At 70.8% G+C, this 19,845-nt stretch carries 16 protein-coding genes and 1 pseudogene; 5 read left to right on the top strand and 12 right to left on the bottom strand.

Annotation, left to right across the window (positions count from 1 at the left end):
- Window positions 1-656 precede the first annotated feature (656 nt).
- Complete coding sequence (gene trpS / locus ACZ5CR_RS18835; protein ID WP_468858838.1) at window positions 657-1,667, top strand: tryptophan--tRNA ligase; 1,011 nt, start codon at window positions 657-659, stop codon at window positions 1,665-1,667.
- Window positions 1,668-1,720: 53 nt separating this feature from the next.
- On the opposite strand, the gene proC is transcribed toward trpS, so the two are convergent.
- The 5 genes and pseudogenes from proC to ACZ5CR_RS18860 form a co-directional block, all read right to left on the bottom strand.
- The gene (proC, locus tag ACZ5CR_RS18840) at window positions 1,721-2,533 is read right to left on the bottom strand and encodes a pyrroline-5-carboxylate reductase (RefSeq protein ID WP_468858841.1); all 813 of its coding nucleotides are present in this window, start codon (window positions 2,531-2,533) and stop codon (window positions 1,721-1,723) included.
- A 90-nt stretch (window positions 2,534-2,623) separates the two neighbouring features.
- Entirely contained in the window at window positions 2,624-3,361 is a 738-nt protein-coding gene (locus ACZ5CR_RS18845) for an ABC transporter permease (protein ID WP_468858843.1), read from the bottom strand.
- Window positions 3,358-4,185, bottom strand: coding sequence for an ABC transporter ATP-binding protein (locus ACZ5CR_RS18850; RefSeq protein WP_468858845.1), 828 nt, complete (start codon window positions 4,183-4,185; stop codon window positions 3,358-3,360). Before ACZ5CR_RS18850 ends, ACZ5CR_RS18845 begins: the two co-directional genes overlap by 4 nt.
- Before the next feature lie 147 nt (window positions 4,186-4,332).
- Window positions 4,333-4,473 (bottom strand): annotated as a pseudogene (locus tag ACZ5CR_RS18855) (SAM-dependent methyltransferase); the annotation flags it as partial.
- Window positions 4,474-4,541: 68 nt separating this feature from the next.
- Window positions 4,542-5,081 carry an EamA/RhaT family transporter gene (locus tag ACZ5CR_RS18860; protein ID WP_468858847.1) on the bottom strand — a complete coding sequence of 180 codons (540 nt, stop codon included), beginning with the start codon at window positions 5,079-5,081 and terminating at the stop codon, window positions 4,542-4,544.
- A gap of 221 nt (window positions 5,082-5,302) precedes the next feature.
- On the opposite strand from ACZ5CR_RS18860, the gene ACZ5CR_RS18865 reads away from it, so the two are divergent.
- Window positions 5,303-7,600, top strand: coding sequence for a serine/threonine-protein kinase (locus ACZ5CR_RS18865; RefSeq protein ID WP_468858849.1), 2,298 nt, complete (start codon window positions 5,303-5,305; stop codon window positions 7,598-7,600).
- Window positions 7,601-7,682: 82 nt separating this feature from the next.
- Here ACZ5CR_RS18865 and ACZ5CR_RS18870 read toward each other — a convergent pair whose 3' ends face one another.
- The 5 genes from ACZ5CR_RS18870 to ACZ5CR_RS18890 form a co-directional block, all read right to left on the bottom strand.
- Window positions 7,683-7,976, bottom strand: a complete 294-nt coding sequence (locus ACZ5CR_RS18870; protein ID WP_468858852.1) for an SH3 domain-containing protein — start codon at window positions 7,974-7,976, stop codon at window positions 7,683-7,685.
- A 286-nt stretch (window positions 7,977-8,262) separates the two neighbouring features.
- Window positions 8,263-10,116, bottom strand: coding sequence for a dihydroxy-acid dehydratase (gene ilvD / locus ACZ5CR_RS18875; RefSeq protein WP_468858854.1), 1,854 nt, complete (start codon window positions 10,114-10,116; stop codon window positions 8,263-8,265).
- 166 nt (window positions 10,117-10,282) lie between these two features.
- Window positions 10,283-10,963 (bottom strand): TetR/AcrR family transcriptional regulator, encoded by a 681-nt coding sequence (locus ACZ5CR_RS18880; RefSeq protein WP_468858857.1) that lies wholly within the window; start codon window positions 10,961-10,963, stop codon window positions 10,283-10,285.
- Window positions 10,960-11,784, bottom strand: a complete 825-nt coding sequence (locus ACZ5CR_RS18885; protein WP_468858860.1) for a sugar phosphate isomerase/epimerase family protein — start codon at window positions 11,782-11,784, stop codon at window positions 10,960-10,962. The genes ACZ5CR_RS18880 and ACZ5CR_RS18885 overlap by 4 nt, the downstream gene beginning before the upstream one ends.
- Window positions 11,785-11,964: 180 nt before the next feature.
- On the bottom strand, window positions 11,965-12,897 hold the full coding sequence (locus ACZ5CR_RS18890) for a Ppx/GppA family phosphatase (protein ID WP_468858862.1): 933 nt from the start codon (window positions 12,895-12,897) through the stop codon (window positions 11,965-11,967).
- A 71-nt stretch (window positions 12,898-12,968) separates the two neighbouring features.
- On the opposite strand from ACZ5CR_RS18890, the gene ACZ5CR_RS18895 reads away from it, so the two are divergent.
- Complete coding sequence (locus ACZ5CR_RS18895) at window positions 12,969-13,820, top strand: DUF3109 family protein (RefSeq protein WP_468858864.1); 852 nt, start codon at window positions 12,969-12,971, stop codon at window positions 13,818-13,820.
- Window positions 13,821-14,013: 193 nt separating this feature from the next.
- On the opposite strand, the gene ACZ5CR_RS18900 is transcribed toward ACZ5CR_RS18895, so the two are convergent.
- A complete protein-coding gene (locus ACZ5CR_RS18900; RefSeq protein ID WP_468858866.1) occupies window positions 14,014-15,840 on the bottom strand; it encodes a BACON domain-containing protein in 1,827 nt (608 codons plus the stop codon).
- A gap of 267 nt (window positions 15,841-16,107) precedes the next feature.
- Here ACZ5CR_RS18900 and radA point away from each other — a divergent pair, with 267 nt between their 5' ends.
- Complete coding sequence (gene radA / locus ACZ5CR_RS18905) at window positions 16,108-17,517, top strand: DNA repair protein RadA (protein WP_389901612.1); 1,410 nt, start codon at window positions 16,108-16,110, stop codon at window positions 17,515-17,517.
- Between the two features lie 79 nt (window positions 17,518-17,596).
- Window positions 17,597-18,721 (top strand): DNA integrity scanning diadenylate cyclase DisA, encoded by a 1,125-nt coding sequence (gene disA, locus ACZ5CR_RS18910; protein WP_468858868.1) that lies wholly within the window; start codon window positions 17,597-17,599, stop codon window positions 18,719-18,721.
- 148 nt (window positions 18,722-18,869) lie between these two features.
- Here disA and ACZ5CR_RS18915 read toward each other — a convergent pair whose 3' ends face one another.
- On the bottom strand, window positions 18,870-19,694 hold the full coding sequence (locus ACZ5CR_RS18915) for a hypothetical protein (RefSeq protein ID WP_468858869.1): 825 nt from the start codon (window positions 19,692-19,694) through the stop codon (window positions 18,870-18,872).
- Window positions 19,695-19,845 lie beyond the last annotated feature (151 nt).

Here is a 19,845-nt window from a genome sequence, read left to right on the forward strand (position 1 = left end):
CTTCCCTTCGGTGTTTCATTTTGTTCTTGCTGTTCTTGCGTTTCCGACTCTATCAGACTCTTTCGTGTCCGATTTTCCTCGGTGCCTTTCAGGTTCCCGCTCCAGCCTTTCGGCTTTCGCGTTTCCCTTTCCGGCGAGTCCGACTCTATCAGATCCTTTCGGGCCTGATTCCCAGTCAGCGGGGCTTGTCTTCCCGGCTGTTGGGCCGTTCCGACGAGTGAGACTTTAGCGGAATCCTGGCTCCCGATCCAAATCGGGGCGTCCTTTCGAACGCGGATTCCTCATTTCGCAAAAGCGCATGAAAACGAGCAGACGACGGGACATCGAAGATGACACGGCATCGATCGCTTGAATGGTTCTGTTCTTGCGGAATGGCTGCCCGGGGACCGACCAAGGGTCGACGCTCACGTCGGGCAACTCGGAGAACACTACGTACGCGGTCTTGGCGTGTCAACCCTGGTCCGTGCCGCCCTCCGCTCGCTACTGTAGGAGGCGTGACAACGCATGCGCACACCCAGCTGTGGTGGGCCGCCTGACGGCGGCCGTACACACGCATGTACTCAACGGCTGCCGACTCGGCGGCCGTTCTTGTCTCTCCCCCTGGAGGACCCGGAGCCCGGTCGTCGGGCCGGCGGTCCTGACCAGGAGGTGGAGAGATGACGAGGATCTTCAGCGGGATCAAGCCGACGGGGCATCTGACCCTGGGGAACTACCTGGGCGCCGTGCGCCAGTGGGCAGAGGTCGATCAGCACCGCGCCGAGTCGCTGTTCAGCATCGTCGATCTGCACGCCCTGACCGTGGACCACGATCCCGGTCGGGTGCGCAGGCTCAGTAGGCAGGCGGCGACGCTGTTGCTTGCGGCGGGGATCGATCCCGGGCGGGCCACCGTGTTCGTACAAAGTCATGTGGACGAGCACGCCCGGCTCTCGTATCTGCTCGAGTGCGTCGCGACGGACGGCGAGATGCGGCGGATGATCCAGTACAAGGAGAAGTCCGCGCTGGAGCGGGCCCGCGGCGGGAGTGTGCGGCTCTCGCTGCTCACCTATCCCGTGCTGATGGCGGCGGACATCCTGGCGTACGGGGCGGACCAGGTGCCGGTCGGGGACGACCAGGTGCAGCACGTCGAGCTCACCCGGGATCTGGCCGTGCGGTTCAACCAGCGGTACGGCCATACGTTCGTCGTACCGAAGGCCACGTATCCCAAGGTGGCGGCCAGGGTCATGGATCTGCAGGACCCGACGTCGAAGATGGGGAAGTCCGGCGACGCGGGGGCCGGGATCGTCTATCTGCTCGATGAGCCCGACGTCGTACGGAAGAAGATCCTGCGCGCTGTCACGGACAGCGGGAGCGAGGTCGAGTACGACCGGGAGGCCAAGCCGGGGGTCTCGAATCTCCTGGAGATCCTGGCGTCCTGTGAGGGCGGGAGTCCCGAGGGCCTGAGCAGTGTGTACGAGACGTACGGAGCCTTGAAGAAGGACACCGCCGACGCCGTGGTGGAGGTGCTGAGGCCCTTGCAGGAGAAGCACAAGGAGCTGGTTGCCGATCCCGCGTATCTGGACGAGGTGTTGCGGCAGGGAGCCGAGCGGGCCAGGGGGATGGCCAGGCCGACCGTGGACACCGCCTATCGCGCGATCGGCCTGCTGCCGCCGGTGAGCGAGGCGCCATAGGAGCGGCGGCGGTGTGGAGGGGGCGCGGACACTGCGCGCCCCCTGCCCGGACGTCAGCTGTTGTTGCCGGAGGCCAGTTCGCGGCTGCGGTCGCGGGCGGCTTCGAGGGCGGCGATGAGGGCTGCTCGTACGCCGTGGTTCTCGAGCTCGCGGATGGCGTTGATGGTGGTCCCGGCCGGGGACGTGACGTTCTCGCGGAGCTTGACCGGGTGCTCGCCGCTGTCGCGGAGCATCACGGCGGCGCCGATCGCGGCCTGGACGATGAGGTCGTGGGCCTTGTCGCGGGGCAGGCCGAGGAGGATGCCCGCGTCGGTCATGGCCTCGACCAGGTAGTAGAAGTACGCCGGTCCCGAGCCGGAGAGGGCCGTGCAGGCGTCCTGCTGGGTCTCGGGGACGCGCAGGGTCTTGCCGACGGCGCCGAAGATCTCCTCGGCGTGGGCGAGGTGGGCCGCGGTGGCGTGGCTGCCTGCGGAGATCACGGACATGCCCTCGTCCACGAGGACCGGGGTGTTGGGCATGACGCGGACGACGGGGGTGCCGTCGGCGAGGCGCTCTTCGATGAAGGAGGTGGTGATACCGGCGGCGGCGCTGATGACCAGGCGGTCGGGGGTGATGTGCGGGGCGAGTTCGTCGAGGAGGCTGCCCATGTCCTGCGGCTTGACGGCGAGGATGAGGGTGCCGGCCTTCTTGGCGGCGTCGGCGTTGCTGACAGGGTCGACGCCGTAGCGGGTGCGCAGCTCCGCCGCGCGCTCGGAGCGGCGGGTGGTGACCACGAGGTCGGCGGGGGCCCAGCCGGCCCGGATCATTCCGCTGAGGAGGGCTTCGCCGATCTTGCCGGTGCCGAGGACTGCGACGGGCTGGGGCATGTGTGGGTCACCCTCCAGGTGCGGGGCTAGCGAGTCAGCGCTTCAGCTGGGTGCGCTTCAGCTGGGTGGGGTCATCCTCGCATTGGTGGGTCAGGCCGTGCGGCGGCGGAGGGTGGCGGCGCCGAGCGCGAGTACGAGTACGGCGCAGCCCGCGACGATGACGGCGTCGCGTACGAAGGCGCCGGTGACGGAGGGGTGGCGCAGGACTTCGTTCATGCCGTCCACGGCGTACGACATGGGCAGGACGTTCGAGATCGCTTCGAGGGCGGGCGCCATCTTGTCGCGCGGGGTGAACAGACCGCAGAGGAGCAGCTGGGGGAAGATCACGGCCGGCATGAACTGGACGGCCTGGAACTCGGAGGCCGCGAAGGCGGAGACGAAGAGGCCGAGGGCCGTGCCGAGCAGGGCGTCGAGGAGCGCGACCAGGAGCAGCAGCCAGGCGGATCCTGTGACGTCGAGGCCCAGGGCCCACAGGGCGAGGCCGGTGGCGAGGATCGACTGGATGACGGCGAGGAATCCGAAGGCGAGGGCGTAGCCCGCGATGAGGTCGCCTTTGCCCAGGGGCATCGCGAGGAGGCGTTCGAGGGTGCCGGAGGTGCGTTCGCGGAGGGTGGCGATGGAGGTCACCAGGAACATCGTGATGAGCGGGAAGATGCCGAGGAGCGAGGCGCCGATGGAGTCGAAGGTCGCCGGGCTGCCGTCGAACACGTAGCGCAGGAGCAGCAGCATCACGCAGGGGACGAGCAGCATCAGCGCGATGGAGCGGGGGTCGTGGCGGAGCTGCCGCAGGACACGGGCCGCGGTGGCCAGGGTGCGGTGGGTGTTCATCGGGGGCTCCTGGTGGGGGTGGTCGTGCCTTTGGTGTCTGTGGTGGGGGTGGTGTCGGCGCTCTTGGCTGCGGCGGTGGCCTCGTCCACCAGGTGGAGGAAGGCCGCTTCGACGGTCTCGGAGGCTGTACGGGTGCGCAGAGCCTCCGGGGTGTCGTCGGCGAGGAGCTCGCCTTCGCGCATGAGGAGGAGGCGGTGGCAGCGCTCGGCCTCGTCCATGACGTGCGAGGAGACGAGGATCGTGGTGCCCCGGTCGGCGGCGATGGAGTGGAAGAGGTTCCACAGGTCGCGGCGGAGTACGGGGTCGAGGCCGACGGTGGGTTCGTCGAGCACGAGGAGTTCCGGGGCGCCGAGGAGGGCCACCGCCAGGGAGACGCGGCTGCGCTGGCCTCCGGAGAGGTTGCCCGCGAGTGCGTCGGTGTGGGACGTCAGGTCGACGTCGTCGATGACCCGGGTGACGTGCTCGTGGCGGCGGTGGGCGGCGGGGCCTCGGCCGGGGTCCAGGACGGCGGCGAAGTAGTCGAGGTTCTGGCGCACGGTGAGGTCGTCGTAGACGGAGGGGTCCTGGGTGACGTAGCCGATGCGGGAGCGGAGGCCGGGGGCGCCTGCCGGTTGGTCGAGGACGTTCAGGGTGCCGGTGACCTTGGCCTGGGTGCCGACCGTCGCGCGCATGAGCGTGGATTTGCCGCAGCCTGAAGGGCCCAGGAGGCCGGTGATCTGGCCCTTCGGGACGGTGAAGTCCAGGGCGCGGAGGACTGTGCGGGGGCCTCGAACGACGGTCAGGCCCCTCGCCTCGATGGCAGGAGGTTCGTCGATATTCACCATGTGATGATTATTGCGCGCCGGGTCGCGGGGACGTCAAGGGTGGGCGGGTGTTTTCGGGGGACGGGGGCGCGACGGCTGGTGGGCGGCGGGTGGCCGTCGGGCGGCGGGTGGCGGGCAGCGGCGGGTGGCGGGCAGCGCGAGCGTCCGGACACGGGCGTCGGTGAGGGGGTGGCCCGCCAGGTTCTCGGCGGCGTCGAAGAGGGCGGGCGGACAGGAGGGGCAGTGGGCCGCGTGCTGGGCGGCTGCCGTGTTGAAGGAGTGCGCGCGGCGCGAAGGGGCTGCGGGCATGCGGTTCAGTCTCGGCCCGTGGCCCCGGGGCGCGTCACTCCTTTACTCCGTCCCGCTCCCCACTCCGTTTAGGCCTTCTTCTTCTTGCGGGACGGGTTGCCCGTGCGGCGTGACGTGCGCTTGGCGTACTGCTCGCGGGCCGTCTCGTACTCCTCGCGGTGGAGCCGTTCGCCGGGGGCCTCGGTGAGGGAGCGGAAGAAGTAGGCGAGGAGGACGCCGACGAAGCCGATCGTCATGAGGCCGCGCATCGACGACTGGGACGCGGGGTCGTGGCGGCGGGTGAAGCCCTCCCAGGTGCGGCGGAAGGCGATCGCGCTACAGATCGAGAACATGATGAGGACCAGGAAGTTCACGAACGTCCCCACGTCCGCGATCGCCATGCCCTCGTACGCGAAACGCAGCACGAAGCAGGCTGCCGCGGCGGCGACCAGCGATCCTGCCGCGACACCCGCGCGGCGTGCGCCGTAGCCGTTGTCGTGGCCGACCCAGGTCGTGCCGAAGAAGCGGATGGGCTCGGGCTGCGGACCTGGGGCCGTCGCCGCCGTCGCCGCCGTCGCCGCCGTCGCCGTCGCCGCCGTGCGGTCAGGGGTGCTGGAATCTGCGCTCACCCGTCGAGTATCGCCCGGGGCGGCCTCAATACGGGTGCGGGGCGGGTGCGGGGCGGCGTGAGTACGCGGCGGAGTGGGGGCGTGGCGGTCTGTGGGCGGGCTCGCCCTATTCGTCCCCCGCCTTGCCCCGCACTACCACTCGGCGGCTAGTTTGTGAGGCAGGACAAATACACGGACCCATGCGGGAACTGGTGCACGGGAGGACGGGGAGGTCGGGACGAGTGTCGCTCCGCGGAGGTGACCCAGCTGAGATCGGCGGCTACCCGCTTGAGGCACGGCTCGGCTCGGGCGGCATGGGCACGGTCTTTCTGGCGCGTACGGCATCGGGGCGCCCGGTCGCGATCAAGCTGATCCACCAGCAGTTCGCCGGGGACGAAGAGTTCCGCATCCGTTTCCGGCAGGAGGTGGCGGCGGCGCGGCGGGTGAGCGGCGCGTTCACCGCGGCCGTGGTCGACGCCGACCCGGAGGCCGAGTACCCGTGGATGGCGACGGCCTATATAGAGGGGCACACGCTCGCTCAGCGCATCGCCGAGATGGGACCGCTGACCGGCACCGACCTGCGCACGCTCGCCATCGGTCTGACGGAGGCGCTGCGCGACATCCATCGCGTGGGCGTCGTGCACCGTGACCTGAAGCCCTCGAACGTCGTGCTCTCCCCCGAGGGCCCGCGCGTCATCGACTTCGGCATCTCGCGCGCCGCGGACCAGCAGACGCTCACGATGACGGGCCGGGTCATAGGTACGCCGCCGTTCATGTCGCCGGAGCAGTTGCAGGCGCCGCGTGGGGTCGGGCCGCGGTCCGACGTCTTCTCGCTGGGTACGTTGCTGGTGTACGCGGCGACGGGGCAGGGGCCGTTCGACGCGGACAGCCCGTACATGACGGCGTATCAAGTGGTGCACGAGCCACCGGAGTTGGCTGCCGTCCCGGCCGCTCTGCGCGCGGTGGTCGAGCCGTGCCTCGACAAGGACCCGGACGCGCGCCCGTCGGCGGACCAGCTGCTCGAGCGGCTGCGGGATCTGCCTGTCGAGCTGGGGGACGCGGCGCCGGGCAATCTCACGCGGGACACTAATACGCAGCATCACCGGTCATCGGGGGTTGGGGGCGGGGTCGGGACTGGGGTCGGGACCGGGGTCGGAACCGGAACCGGGACCAGCGCCGGGATCAGCACCGAGGGCGGTTCAGGTGCGCACGAAGGCACCCTCGTCGGCCGTGGATCGCGCCGCCGTTGGCGCCCCGTGCTCGCCGCGGCCGTCGCCGTGGCCGCGCTCGGGGGCGGGATCGCCGCGCTCCAGCTCGGCTCGTCCGGCGCCTCGTCCGGTGACGGCGACGGTGACGGCAGCGACAAGGAACGCACGGTCGCCGCGGCCGAAGCGCCCCTGCCCGACGGCTTCCGGCCGTGGCGCGCGACCGTGCCCAACGACCTCGACATCCCGGACGAGGTGCGCTGCGTACCGCGCAAGGACGCCTTGTTCTGCGGGGGCGGCGGGGTCGTCGCGACCCGGCTTCGGATCTCCGACGGCAAGGAGGTCTGGAAGGTGAAGAGCCCCGGCGTGCCCACGCAGGGCATGCACATCGTGGGCGCCACGAACGACACCGTCCTCGGCTACCGCCTCCCGGCGGAGGGTTCGGGGCAGCCGCAGAAGCTGGTGGCCCTGGACGCCGACACCAGCAAGGAACTGTGGTCCCGGCCGATCAGCGGCCAGTCGACGGCCGTCGCCGGGCGGACGAACGACGCGGTCCTGTCCGGCTCGACCGTCCTGTCCGTCGACACGGGCCGCACAAGGGTCGAGGCCAGGGACGCGCACACCGGGCGCATGCTCTGGTCGACGCCGTTCCCCGCGGGCTCGGAGTGCACGCCGGTCGCGGCCGGTCAGCGGATGTACGCGATGTGCGCGCCGGCCGCCGAAGTCGCGAACGTCGACGTGCGCCACCCCGTCTTCCACACCGTCGACCTCAAGTCGGGGACGTTCGGCAAGGGCATCGCGGTCCAGGGCCCCGTACACCCGGCCGGGGTGAGCCAGGGCAAGCTCGTGCTCCTTCACCAGCGGCGGAACGGGCCCGAGTTCCTCGGGTACGACAAGGTGCTGCGGGTCGACCCGGGCAGCGGTCGCGTCGCGTCCCGGCCGCTGAAGAAGACGTACGACGCGACGCCCGGCATCGCAGACGGCACCGTCTACTTCGCCGAGCAGACGGGGCGGATCAGCGCGGTGGATCCCGCGACCGGACGCCAGAAGTGGACCCGGCAGACGAGTGTGGAAGGGGCTTCGGGGCCGGTGCCCGCCGCGCATGCCGGATCCGGGGGCGGCTCCCTCTACTTCAGCTCCGCCAGCGGGCGGGTCGTCGCCCTCTCCACGCGGAGCGGCAAGCCGCTCTGGAGCACGGGGCCGCGGGCGGACGGGCTCACCGGTGGCACGAGCGCGAGTCCGCGGGTCGCGGTTTCGGGGCGTGTGGTGGTTGTGGCGGCGGCCGAGAACACGGTCTTCACCTTCGACGCGACGAAGCCGCCGAAGTCCGAGTGAACTTCGGCGGCCCGCGCGCTGCTGTGCCTGTGGCCCTGGCTTTGGCCGTGGCTTTGGCCGTGGCCGTGGCTTTGGCCGTGGCTCAGCAGCGGGGTGCCACGTAGCCGCTGCTGCCCGTGCGGATGTACGTGTCGGAGACGTAGCGGCCGCTGCCGACGCGGTCCCAGAGCTTCGATGTGCCGGTCGGGCCCGTGACCTTCTCGCCCGGCTTCTGGCAGAGGATCGTCACTCGGGTTCCTGCCGAGAGGCGGCCGACCTTGCCGTACGACGTGCCCGGGCCCGAGCGGACGTTGACGTCCGCGACGATCGCGTACGTCCTCGCCGCCGCGGCTTCGATCTCCTCCGCGGACTCCGGTGCTATGACGTTCTCGCTCATGCTTCTCTCCCCCGTGAAGCGGCGGCTCGGGGCCGCCTTGGCGCGTTCGCTCACAGGGGTGGACGCGTGGGTGTGCCGGGGCGGTTGCGGGGTGCGGGGACGGTTGCCGGGGGGGCGGGACGGTTGCGGGAGGGGGCGGGGCTGAGGAGTTTCCTCCCCCAACCCCGCCCCTTCCCGAAAACCCGCTCGGCGCGGGGGCCTTGCGCACCGTCATCACCGGCTCCGCCGAGTTCGTCCTCAAACGCCGGACGGGCTGAATGAACCCGGCGGGCGCCAGAGGCGGGCGCTAGCCCAGCTTCGAGACGTCCCGCACCGCGCCGCGGTCCGCGCTCGTGGCCATGGCCGCGTAGGCCCGCAGGGCCGCCGAGACCTTGCGCTCGCGGGACTTGGGGGCGTAGACGCCGCCCAGGGCCTCGCGGCGGCGGGTCAGTTCGGCGTCGTCGACGAGGAGTTCGATGCCGCGGTTGGGGATGTCGATGCGGATGCGGTCGCCGTCCTCGACCAGGGCGATCGCGCCGCCGGACGCCGCCTCGGGCGACGCGTGGCCGATCGACAGGCCCGACGTGCCGCCGGAGAAGCGGCCGTCCGTGACCAGGGCGCAGGCCTTGCCGAGGCCGCGGCCCTTCAGGAAGGACGTGGGGTAGAGCATTTCCTGCATGCCGGGGCCGCCCTTGGGGCCCTCGTAGCGGATGACGACCACGTCGCCTTCCTTGATCTGCTTCTTGAGGATCTTGTCGACCGCTTCTTCCTGCGACTCGCAGACCACGGCCGGTCCCTCGAACGTCCAGATCGACTCGTCGACGCCCGCCGTCTTCACGACGCAGCCGTCCTCCGCGAGGTTGCCCTTGAGGACCGCGAGGCCGCCGTCCTCCGAGTACGCGTGGGCCGCGTCCCTGATGCAGCCGCCCGCGGCGTCCGTGTCCAGGGTCGCCCAGCGCTTCGACTGGGAGAAGGCCGTCGCCGAACGCTCGCAGCCCGGGGCCGCGTGCCACAGTTCGACCGCCTCGGCGGACGGAGAACCGCCGCGCACGTCCCAGGTCTCCAGCCAGTCCTTGATGGACGCGGAGTGGACCGTGTGCACGTCCTCGTTGAGGAGGCCGCCGCGGTACAGCTCGCCCAGGATCGCGGGGATGCCGCCGGCGCGGTGCACGTCCTCCATGTAGTACGTGCCGCCGGGCGCCACGTTCGGGGCGACCTTGGCCAGGCAGGGGACGCGGCGCGAGACGGCGTCCATGTCGGCCAGGCTGTAATCGAGTTCCGCTTCCTGCGCTGCGGCGAGCAGGTGCAGGATCGTGTTCGTGGAGCCGCCCATGGAGATGTCGAGCGCCATGGCGTTGTCGAAGGCGGCACGGGTGGCGATGTTGCGCGGCAGGACCGACTCGTCGTCGCCGTCGTAGTAACGCTTGGCGATCTCGACGACCGTTTCGCCCGCCTTCTCGTACAGCGCCTTGCGGGCGGTGTGCGTGGCGAGCACCGAGCCGTTGCCGGGGAGGGAGAGGCCGATGGCCTCGGTCAGGCAGTTCATGGAGTTGGCCGTGAACATGCCGGAGCAGCTGCCGCAGGTCGGACAGGCGTTCTCCTCGATGCGGAGGATGTCCTCGTCCGAGACGTTCTCGTCGACCGCGTCGCTGATCGCGTTCACCAGGTCGAGTTTCCGGACCGTGCCGTCCACCAGCGTGGCCTTGCCGGCCTCCATCGGGCCGCCCGAGACGAAGACCGTCGGGATGTTGAGGCGCAGGGCCGCGTTCAGCATGCCGGGGGTGATCTTGTCGCAGTTGGAGATGCAGATCAGGGCGTCGGCGCAGTGCGCCTCCACCATGTACTCCACGGAGTCCGCGATCAGGTCGCGCGAGGGCAGCGAGTACAGCATGCCGCCGTGGCCCATCGCGATGCCGTCGTCCACGGCGATCGTGTTGAACTCGCGCGGGATGGCGCCCGCCGCGACGATCGCCTCGGAGACGATCCGGCCGACCGGCTGCAGGTGGGTGTGGCCCGGCACGAACTCCGTGAAGGAGTTGGCGACGGCGATGATCGGCTTACGCCCGATGTCCGCGCCGGGTACACCGGAGGCACGCATAAGGGCGCGTGCGCCCGCCATGTTGCGGCCGTGGGTGACTGTGCGGGACCTGAGCTCGGGCATCGTCGCTCGCTCCTTCTGAGATCTCAGAGACATAGGAATCGACTGTTTTCGAGGGTACGCCGACGCTCCACGATCTGGACAGCCCGTCCGAATAGCGGGATAGCCGTCTCGGTGAGCGGCCGACGAAAAGAGGTGGGCGGCCGACGAAAGGCGGTGGGCGGCGTGGTCAGGGCCCGGTCAGATGCCCCTGCACCACCGGCGCGATCCGCGCGATGATCGCCTCCGGGTCCGCGGAAGCCAGCGGCTCCACCTGGATCACGTACCTCAGTATCGCCGTACCCACCAGCTGCGCGGCCGCCAGTTCCGCCCGCAGCTCGGCGTCCGGCTGATCGATCCTGCGCGCCACCCTGCTGAGCAGCTGCGCCGCGATGAGGCGGCGGAAGACGGCCGCCGCCGTGTCGTTGTTCACCGCCGAGCGCACGATCGCGAGCAGCGGTACACGGGTCGCGGGGTTCTCCCAGACGCCGAAGATGAAACGGGTCAGACGCTCGCCGACGCCTTCGAGCGGGCCCTCGTCGATCGCCGTCGGCGCGTCGAGCGCGGGCGCGAAGGCCACTTCGATCGCCGACTCGAAGACCTGCTCCTTCGTGCCGAAGTAGTGGTGCACGAGCGCCGAGTCCACCCCGGCCGCCTTGGCGATCCGGCGCACGGACGTCTTCTCGTACCCATGGGCGGAGAACTCGGTGCGGGCCGCCTCCAGGATGCGGTCGCGCGTCGCGGGGCCCTCGGCGGACTGCGTACGGGAAGGACGTCCTCGGCGGCGCGGAGCCGCAGCGCCCTGTGCCGCATCAGCATCGCCGTATGAAGCATCGCCGTGTGAAGCGCCGCCCGGTGCCGCCTCCGTCACGACCGGGGCACCTTCACCGCGGACGCCAGGTGCAGCCGCGTATAGGCGAGGGCCTCGGCGAGGTCCGCCTCGCGTTCGGCGCTGGACATCGCGCGCCGCGTGTTGACCTCGATGACGACGTGTCCGTCGAAGCCGCTCGTCGCCAGGCGCTCCAGGAGCTCGGCGCACGGCTGCGTGCCGCGGCCGGGCACCAGGTGCTCGTCCTTGGCCGAGCCCTTGCCGTCGGCGAGGTGGACGTGCCCGAGGCGGTCGCCCATGCGGTCGATCATCTGCATCGCGTCCGTGCGGGCGGTCGCGGTGTGGCTGAGGTCGACCGTGAAGTGGCGGTAGTCGTCCTTGGTGACGTCCCAGTCGGGGGCGTACGCGAGCATCTCGCGGTCGCGGTAACGCCACGGGTACATGTTCTCGACAGCGAAGCGGACGTCCGTCTCGTTCGCCATGCGCCAGACACCGTCGACGAAGGCGTTCGCGTACCCACGCTGCCAGCGGAAGGGCGGATGCACGACGACGGTCGACGCGCCCAGCTTCTCGGCGGCGGTCTGCGCGCGCTGGAGTTTGACCCAGGGGTCCGTGGACCACACGCGCTGCGTGATCAGGAGACACGGCGCGTGGACGGCGAGGATCGGGATCTGGTGGTAGTCGCTGAGTCTGCGCAGGGCCTCGATGTCCTGGCTGACGGGGTCGGTCCACACCATGACCTCGACACCGTCGTAGCCAAGGCGCGCGGCGATCTCGAAGGCCGTCGCCGTCGACTCCGGATAGACCGAGGCGGTCGACAGGGCGACCTTCGCATCCGGGATGCGCACCACTGGTTCTGCCACGAGGGACAGCGTACGGGCCTCACCTGGGCGCCGGGGAGGTGGTCTCCCACACACCCGAGTCCTGTGTGACGTATGTCTACTGGCGGGGGGACGCACGCCTACGCGCCGTCGTCCGTGGTTGTGCCCTACAGCCGCCCTACAGCCGCCCGGCTACCGGCCGACTACTGCCCGACTACCGCCCTATGGCGTCGGAAGATGGTCGAGCCTGCGCAGGATCACGCCCTCGCGCAGCGCCCACGGACAGATCTCAAGGGTCTCGACGCCGAAGAGATCCATCGCGCCCTCGGCGACGAGCGCACCCGCGAGCAGCTGTCCGGCCCGCCCCTCGGAGACTCCGGGCAGTTCGGCACGCTCCACGGTCGTCATCGCGGCCAGTTGCGGGACCCAGTCCTCCAGGGACTTCCGCTTCAGTTCGCGCTGTACGTAGAGGCCGTCGGCGGAGCGTGCGGCGCCCGCGAGCCTGGCCAGCTGCTTGAACGTCTTCGACGTCGCCACGACGTGGTCCGGGGCGCCGAAGCGGCTGAACTCCCCCACCGTGCGGGCGATCTGGGCGCGCGCGTGCCGCCGCAGCGCCTTCACATCGGCGGGGTCCGGCGGGTCCTGGCTCAGCCAGGCGGACGTCAGACGGCCCGCGCCGAGCGGCAGGCTGACCGCGGCGTCCGGTTCCTCGTCGATGCCGTACGCGATCTCCAGGGAGCCGCCGCCGATGTCGATGACCAGGAGCTTGCCCGCCGACCAGCCGAACCAGCGGCGGGCGGCGAGGAAGGTGAGGCGGGCCTCCTCGGCGCCGGTGAGGACCTGCAGATCGACGCCGGTCTCCTCCCTGACCCGGGCGAGGACCTGGTCGGCGTTGCTGGCCTCGCGCACCGCGGAGGTCGCGAACGGCAGCAGGTCCTCCACGCCCTTGTCCTCCGCGGCCTCCATCGCGTCGCGGACGGTGGCGACCAGGAGGTCGACGCCTTCGGGGCCGATCGCCCCGGCGTCGTCGAGGAGTTGGGCGAGGCGCAGGTCCGCCTTGTGCGAGTGCGCGGGCAGCGGGCGCGCGCCGGGGTGGGCGTCCACCACCAGCAGATGCACCGTGTTCGAACCTACGTCGAGGACACCGAGTCTCATATACGGAACGCTACTGCGCGTGCGGCTGTCGCTGGTCCTCGGACCGGGTACCGCGCGCATACCCTGGAGACGTGCCAAAGACGAAAAAGGCGAAGACCGACAAAACGAAGCCGAAGAATAAGTCGGGGAAGCCGGAGAAGCCTGCGAAGGCGGGTAAGCCGGGGAAGGCGCAGCCGGACGAGAAGGGCCTCGACTTCGCCCGCGCCTGGGTGGAGTTCCCTGATCCCGCGGACGACGAGCAGGTCTTCCGCTGCGATCTGACATGGCTGACCTCTCGGTGGAGCTGCATCTTCGGCAGTGGCTGCCAGGGCATCCAGGCGGGGCGCGCGGACGACGGCTGCTGCACGCTGGGCGCGCACTTCTCCGACGAGGACGACGAGAAGCGGGTCGCCGAGTCCGTGGCGCGGCTCACTCCGGACATCTGGCAGCACCACGACATCGGTACGGAGTCCGGGTGGGTGTCGACGGACGACGACGGCGAGCGCCAGACCCGCCCGTACAACGGCTCCTGCATCTTCCAGAACCGCCCCGGTTTCGCCGGGGGCGCGGGGTGCTCGCTGCACATCCTCGCGCTGAAGGAGGGGCGCGAGCCGCTGGAGACGAAGCCGGACGTCTGCTGGCAGTTGCCGGTCCGACGGACGTACGAGTGGATCGACCGGCCCGATGACACGCGCATCCTTCAGGTGTCCATCGGGGAGTACGACCGGCGGGGCTGGGGCCCCGGTGGCCACGATCTGCACTGGTGGTGCACGTCGGCGACGTCGGCGCACGGTGCCGGTGATCCGGTGTACGTCTCCTATCGGCCCGAGCTGACGGAGCTGATGGGCAAGGAGGGGTACGACCGGCTCGCGGAGCTGTGCGAGGAGCGGCTCGCTTCTCAGCTGCCTCTGCTCGCGCCGCATCCGGCGGATCCCTCTCGCTGACGTGCGGATGAGCCCTCTCGCTGGCATCCGGCGGGGCTCTCTCGCTGGCACCCAGCTGAGCCGGGTCTCGCGTGCCGTCGTCACCGGCTCCGCCGAGTTCGTCCTCGAACGCCGGACGGGCTGAGACTCCAGCCCCTCCGGCCTTCGAGGATCGGCGCGGGGGATGAAAGCGGGATGAGAGCGCGGGATGGAACTAGCCCTCGCTCGGGCTCGGGTCGCCGCTGTCGCTGGGCGGGGGCGTCGAGTTTCCCGGGTCCGACGGCGTCGGGGTCGGGTCCGGGGTCGTCGGGGTGGGGTCCGGGGTCGACGGCGTGGGGGTCGGGTCCGGGCTCGACGGGGTCGGCCTGGGTTTGGGTGGGGTCGGGGTCGGCCTGGGGCCGGGGTGTGTCGGGCGGCCCGAACCGTTGCCGTACCCGTCGATCGAGATGATCGCCCCCGAGGGGGCGATGGAGATGCGTGCGCTCCAGTGGCCCGCCGGCTCCCGCGCACGGTCGACGTACACCCGGATCATGGCCGTCTGCCCCGGCGCGAGCGTCCCGGACGACCGGCTCAGGTTGAGCCAGGGCGCCCCCGCGCTCGCCGACCAGTGGACCGGCTCGCCCCCTGACGCGGAGAGCGTGATCAGTGTCGTACCGCCGCTCGACTGTGCCTCGACGGTGAGGCGTCCGGCGCCGGTCCCCGAGCGGGACGGCGGCGATCCGGCGCTGATGACCTCCACGGAGACGTCCGGTGAGTGACTGCCCGCGGTGAAGCGGGGGTCGGGAGGCGTGTCGGCGTTGCCCGCGTTCTCGTAGTCCTCGCGCCTGCGGTCGCCGTTCACCGCGTCGGACCCGGACTCGCTCGCGCTGACCGAGCGGCCGTCCTGGCCCTCACCGGTCAGCGGCGCCCCGCGGTACGCCGCCCAGAGCGCGAGCACCGGCGCGGCCACCACGGTGGCGACGACCGTCGTCGTCACGGCACGCGCGCGCATCCGGTCGCGGCGGGCGGCGTGGTCCTTGGGGTCCATCGGGAATCCGCGCCGGTCGAAGCGCGGACCGCCGCCCCGCGCGCGCGGGACATGCGCCATCGCCACGTGCACGGCGGCCCGCGGGGCCTCGATGACGGGCAGCGCGGCCGGGGACACCGCCGTGCCGGGCCAGGACCCTGATCCGGCGCGCTCGGCGGTGCGGCGGCAGCGCGGGCAGTCGTCCACGTGCCGGACGAGTTCGCGGCGCAGGGCCGTGCCGAGGAGGAGTTGGTTGTCTCCGGTGAGGCGGGCGACGATCGGGCAGGTGCCGGTCTCCACGACGGCGAGTGCGGCCCGGGTGCGCTCCACCTCGCAGGCGGCGGACGCGAGGAGGTCGCGGGTCCTCGCGACATCCATCCCGATGACCGCGGCGACCTCCTGCGGGGAGAGCTGGTGGCGTACGGCCAGCTCCAGGGCCTCGCGCTGCTCGGGGGTCGTGCCCGCGGCCTCGGGCCAGGCGAGCTGGGCGAGTTCACGGCGCCGTTGCCGCTGCGTCTCGTCCGGCTGTGTCGCGGACTCGGTGGAGTCGGTGGAGTCGGTGGAGTCGGTGGAGTCGGTGGGCGCGGCGGTCTCGGGGGACGCGGGGGACGCGGGGGACGTTGCAGACCCGGCGGACCCGGCGGACGCGGTGGGCTCGGCGGACGCGGTGGGCTTCGGGACGCGGGCGGCCGATCCGGAGGCGTGCGCGCCCTGGCGCTTGCGCTTGGCATCGGCGAGAGCACGCAGGCAGACCCAGCGGGCGAGTGCGTACAGCCAGGACTTCAGTTCGGCCTCGCCGACGGGGCCGCGTGAGCCGCGGCGCTCGGCGATGGCGAGCACGTCGCCCAGGGCGGCGGTCGCGGCGTCGTGATCGCAGAGCACGGACAGGCAGTACGTGAACAGGCCGTCCAGACAGGGCTCATAGCGTGTGGGAGGCGCCTGCGGCACCGAGCGGGGCACAACGCGCTGGCGCGCGTCTCGATGCGCCCGGTGTGCGCCGGTTGCTTGCGTGGGGGATTCCGGCCTGCTGCTCATCACCCGTGCGAAGTTAGGCGGATGCTGGCGAGTCCCTCCTCCACCTTGAGCACATTTAATCCTTACGGGTGAATAGATCCCTCATAAGGGGACAGGAACCCGCGATTCCGTGACTCGCGCCGCGAGCCGTTCGGATCGCGTGCGCCACTGCGATCGGTCCCGTGCACCACTGCGACCGGTCCCGTGCACCACTGTGATCGGATCGCGTGCGCCACCGTGATCGGATCGCGTGCGCCACTGTCAGTGGTGCCCGCTACGGTTCAGTTCATGGCTGCTCGTACGAAATCCGGCAAAGACCGGCCGTCCTACCGCTGCACCGAGTGCGGCTGGCAGACGGCCAAGTGGCTCGGCCGCTGCCCCGAGTGCCAGGCCTGGGGCACGGTCGAGGAGTACGGCGCGCCCGCGGTCCGCACCACGGCCCCCGGCCGTGTCACCTCGTCCGCCCTGCCCATCGGCGAGGTCGACGGCCGCCAGGCCACCGCACGCTCCACCGGAGTGCCCGAGTTCGACCGCGTCCTGGGCGGCGGCCTCGTGCCCGGCGCCGTGGCGCTGCTCGCGGGCGAGCCGGGCGTCGGCAAGTCGACGCTGCTCCTGGACGTCGCGGCGAAGTCGGCGAGCGACGAGCACCGCACGCTCTATGTGACGGGCGAGGAGTCGGCGAGCCAGGTCCGGCTGCGCGCCGACCGCATCAAGGCCATCGACGACCATCTCTATCTGGCGGCGGAGACCGATCTCGCCGCCGTTCTGGGGCACTTGGACGCGGTCAAGCCGTCCCTCCTGATCCTCGACTCGGTCCAGACGATCGCGTCGCCGGAGATCGACGGGGCGCCGGGCGGCATGGCCCAGGTCCGCGAGGTGGCGGGCGCGCTGATCCGCGCCTCCAAGGAGCGCGGCATGTCCACGCTCCTGGTCGGCCACGTCACCAAGGACGGCGCGATCGCGGGCCCCCGCCTCCTGGAGCATCTCGTGGACGTCGTCCTGTCCTTCGAGGGCGACCGGCACGCGCGCCTGCGCCTCGTCCGGGGCGTCAAGAACCGGTACGGGACGACGGACGAGGTCGGCTGCTTCGAACTGCACGACGAGGGCATCACCGGCCTCGCCGACCCCAGCGGCCTCTTCCTCACCCGGCGTACGGAGGCCGTCCCCGGCACCTGTCTGACGGTCACGCTCGAAGGCCGCCGCCCCCTGGTCGCCGAGGTCCAGGCCCTCACCGTCGAGTCCCAGATCCCCTCCCCCCGCCGCACCACGTCCGGCCTTGAGACCTCCCGCGTCTCGATGATGCTGGCCGTCCTGGAGCAGCGCGGCCGCATCACCGCCCTCGGCAAGCGCGACATCTACAGCGCGACGGTGGGCGGAGTGAAGCTCTCCGAGCCGGCCGCCGACCTCGCGATCGCCCTCGCCCTGGCCAGCGCGGCGAGTGACACCCCGCTGCCGAAGAATCTCGTCGCGATCGGCGAAGTGGGCCTGGCGGGCGAGGTCAGACGGGTCACGGGGGTCCAGCGCAGACTGTCCGAGGCGCACCGCCTGGGCTTCACCCACGCCCTCGTTCCGGCCGATCCGGGCAAGGTTCCGCCCGGTATGAAGGTCATCGAAGTCGCCGACATGGGGGACGCGCTGCGTGTTCTTCCGACGTCGCGTCGCCGAGAGGCCCCACGGAAGGACGAAGAGCGCCGGTAGACTTTGCCCTGGTCTCGCCCAACCGTACGAAGCAGTCGTGTGGACCGGGGCTAGGACAACCCGCGACCCGAGGAGTGCAGTGGCAGCCAACGACCGGGCGTCAGCTCCCGGCAAGTCCGGTGGAAGCTCCGGCGCCGAAGGGCTGATGCGTGCCTCCCTGAGCGCGGTCGCGCCCGGCACAGGCCTGCGCGACGGACTCGAGCGCATCCTCCGCGGCAATACCGGAGGGCTCATCGTCCTCGGCTGGGACAAGACCGTCGAATCCATGTGTACGGGCGGCTTCATCCTGGACGTCGAGTTCACGGCGACCCGGCTGCGCGAGCTCTGCAAGCTCGACGGCGGAATCGTCGTCGACAAGGACATCACCAAGATCCTGCGGGCGGGCGTGCAGCTCGTCCCCGACCCGAACATCCCCACCGAGGAGACGGGCACCCGGCACCGCACCGCGGACCGCGTGTCCAAGCAGGTGGGCTTCCCCATCGTCTCCGTCTCCCAGTCCATGCGCCTCATCGCGCTCTACGTGGACGGTCAGCGCAAGGTCCTCGAGGACTCGGCGGCGATCCTGTCCCGCGCGAACCAGGCCCTCGCGACCCTGGAGCGCTACAAGCTGCGCCTCGACGAGGTGGCGGGCACGCTGTCCGCCCTGGAGATCGAGGACCTGGTGACGGTCCGCGACGTCACCGCGGTCGCCCAGCGCCTGGAGATGGTGCGCCGCATCGCCACGGAGATCGCCGAGTACGTGGTGGAGCTGGGCACCGACGGCCGTCTCCTCGCCCTCCAGCTGGACGAGTTGATCGCGGGCGTCGAGCCCGAGCGCGAGCTGGTCGTCCGGGACTATGTCCCCGAGCCGACCGCGAAGCGCTCCCGCACGGTCGAGGAGGCGCTCTTCGAGCTGGACGCGCTCTCGCACGCGGAGCTCCTTGAACTGCCCACCGTGGCACGGGCGTTGGGTTACACCGGCTCTCCGGAGGCACTGGACTCCGCGGTCTCCCCGCGGGGCTTCCGCCTCCTGGCCAAGGTGCCGCGCCTTCCCGGCGCGATCATCGACCGGCTCGTGGAGCACTTCGGGGGGCTGCAGAAGCTTCTCGCTGCGAGCGTCGATGACTTGCAGACGGTGGACGGAGTGGGTGAGGCGCGGGCCCGGAGCGTGCGCGAGGGGCTCTCGCGGCTCGCCGAGTCGTCGATTCTGGAGCGGTACGTCTAAGCGGTACGGCTAAGCGCTACGGCTAAGCGCTACGGCTAAAAGGTGCGAGTGGGTGGGTGAGTGGGCGGCGGCTTTCCCGCCCACCACCCGATCGCCCCGCAGTCAGCTCTCTTCGAGTACGAGGACCAGCTCTCCTCGGGTACGAGGATCAGCTCTCTTCGAGTACGAACGAGGCCTGCGCCGATCCAAGGCCGGAAGACTTGGCCTCGACCAGGTACGTTCCCGGCGCCGCGCTCCCCGCCGAAGGCGTCGCGCAGTGGGGCTCGCTCCCCCGGCGGTTCCACTCGACGGTGTGCGTGACGCTCCCGTCGCCCGGCACCCGGAGCAGCAGGCTCCCGCCGCCCGCGGGGCAGTCCTCCGAGGACCAGATCACCTTGTCGCTCTCGGCCTGAGTGATCGTCAGGACCGTCTTCTTGCCGCCGAGATCCGCCTTGCAGGCCTTGCCCGCACTGTTCTGGGCGATGAGCTCGAACTTCGGCTTCTGACCGACCTCGTACCTGTTGTGCACGCTCCGCAGCTTCAACTTCACGTCACCGCTGGAGCAGTTGGGCAGGCTCGACCCGGCGGGCAGCTGTCCGCCCGCACCGCCACCGCCCTTGGCGCCGTCGTCCGAGCCGCTGCCGTCTCCGCCGCCGGAGACCCCCGAGCCGCCGGAACCCGCGGAATCACCTGAGCCGCCGCCCGAGCCACCGGAACCGGAGCCGGAGCCGCCGTCGCCCTCGTCGTCCGACTCGTCGCGCCCGCCCGGCTTTTGACTGATGGCGGGCCCGGATTCGGAAGGTCCGGGTGTGATGGACGTGGCGGGATCGGAACCCGACGGGCCGTCGGCGCCGTTCTTCTGGCCCCCACCCCCCAGGGTGAGCGCCCACACGACTAGCAGAGCCATCAGTCCGATCAAGGACAGCAGAACGGCCCTCCGACGCCAGTAGATACTGGAGGGAAGCGGCCCGACCGGATTGCGCATAGATCCCACGGCCCAAACCTTACGAGAGATCCGCGCCGTGTCCTGCCCCACCCGCCGCCCTGAACAACAAAGTTTACGGATCATCATCACGGAACCGGTGATTCCGCTTCCCGTACCCCTGTCTTTCGTCAGGGGCTGTGACGGGTCGATCGCCGGATGT

Source organism: Streptomyces sp. NPDC031274 (assembly GCF_055570235.1).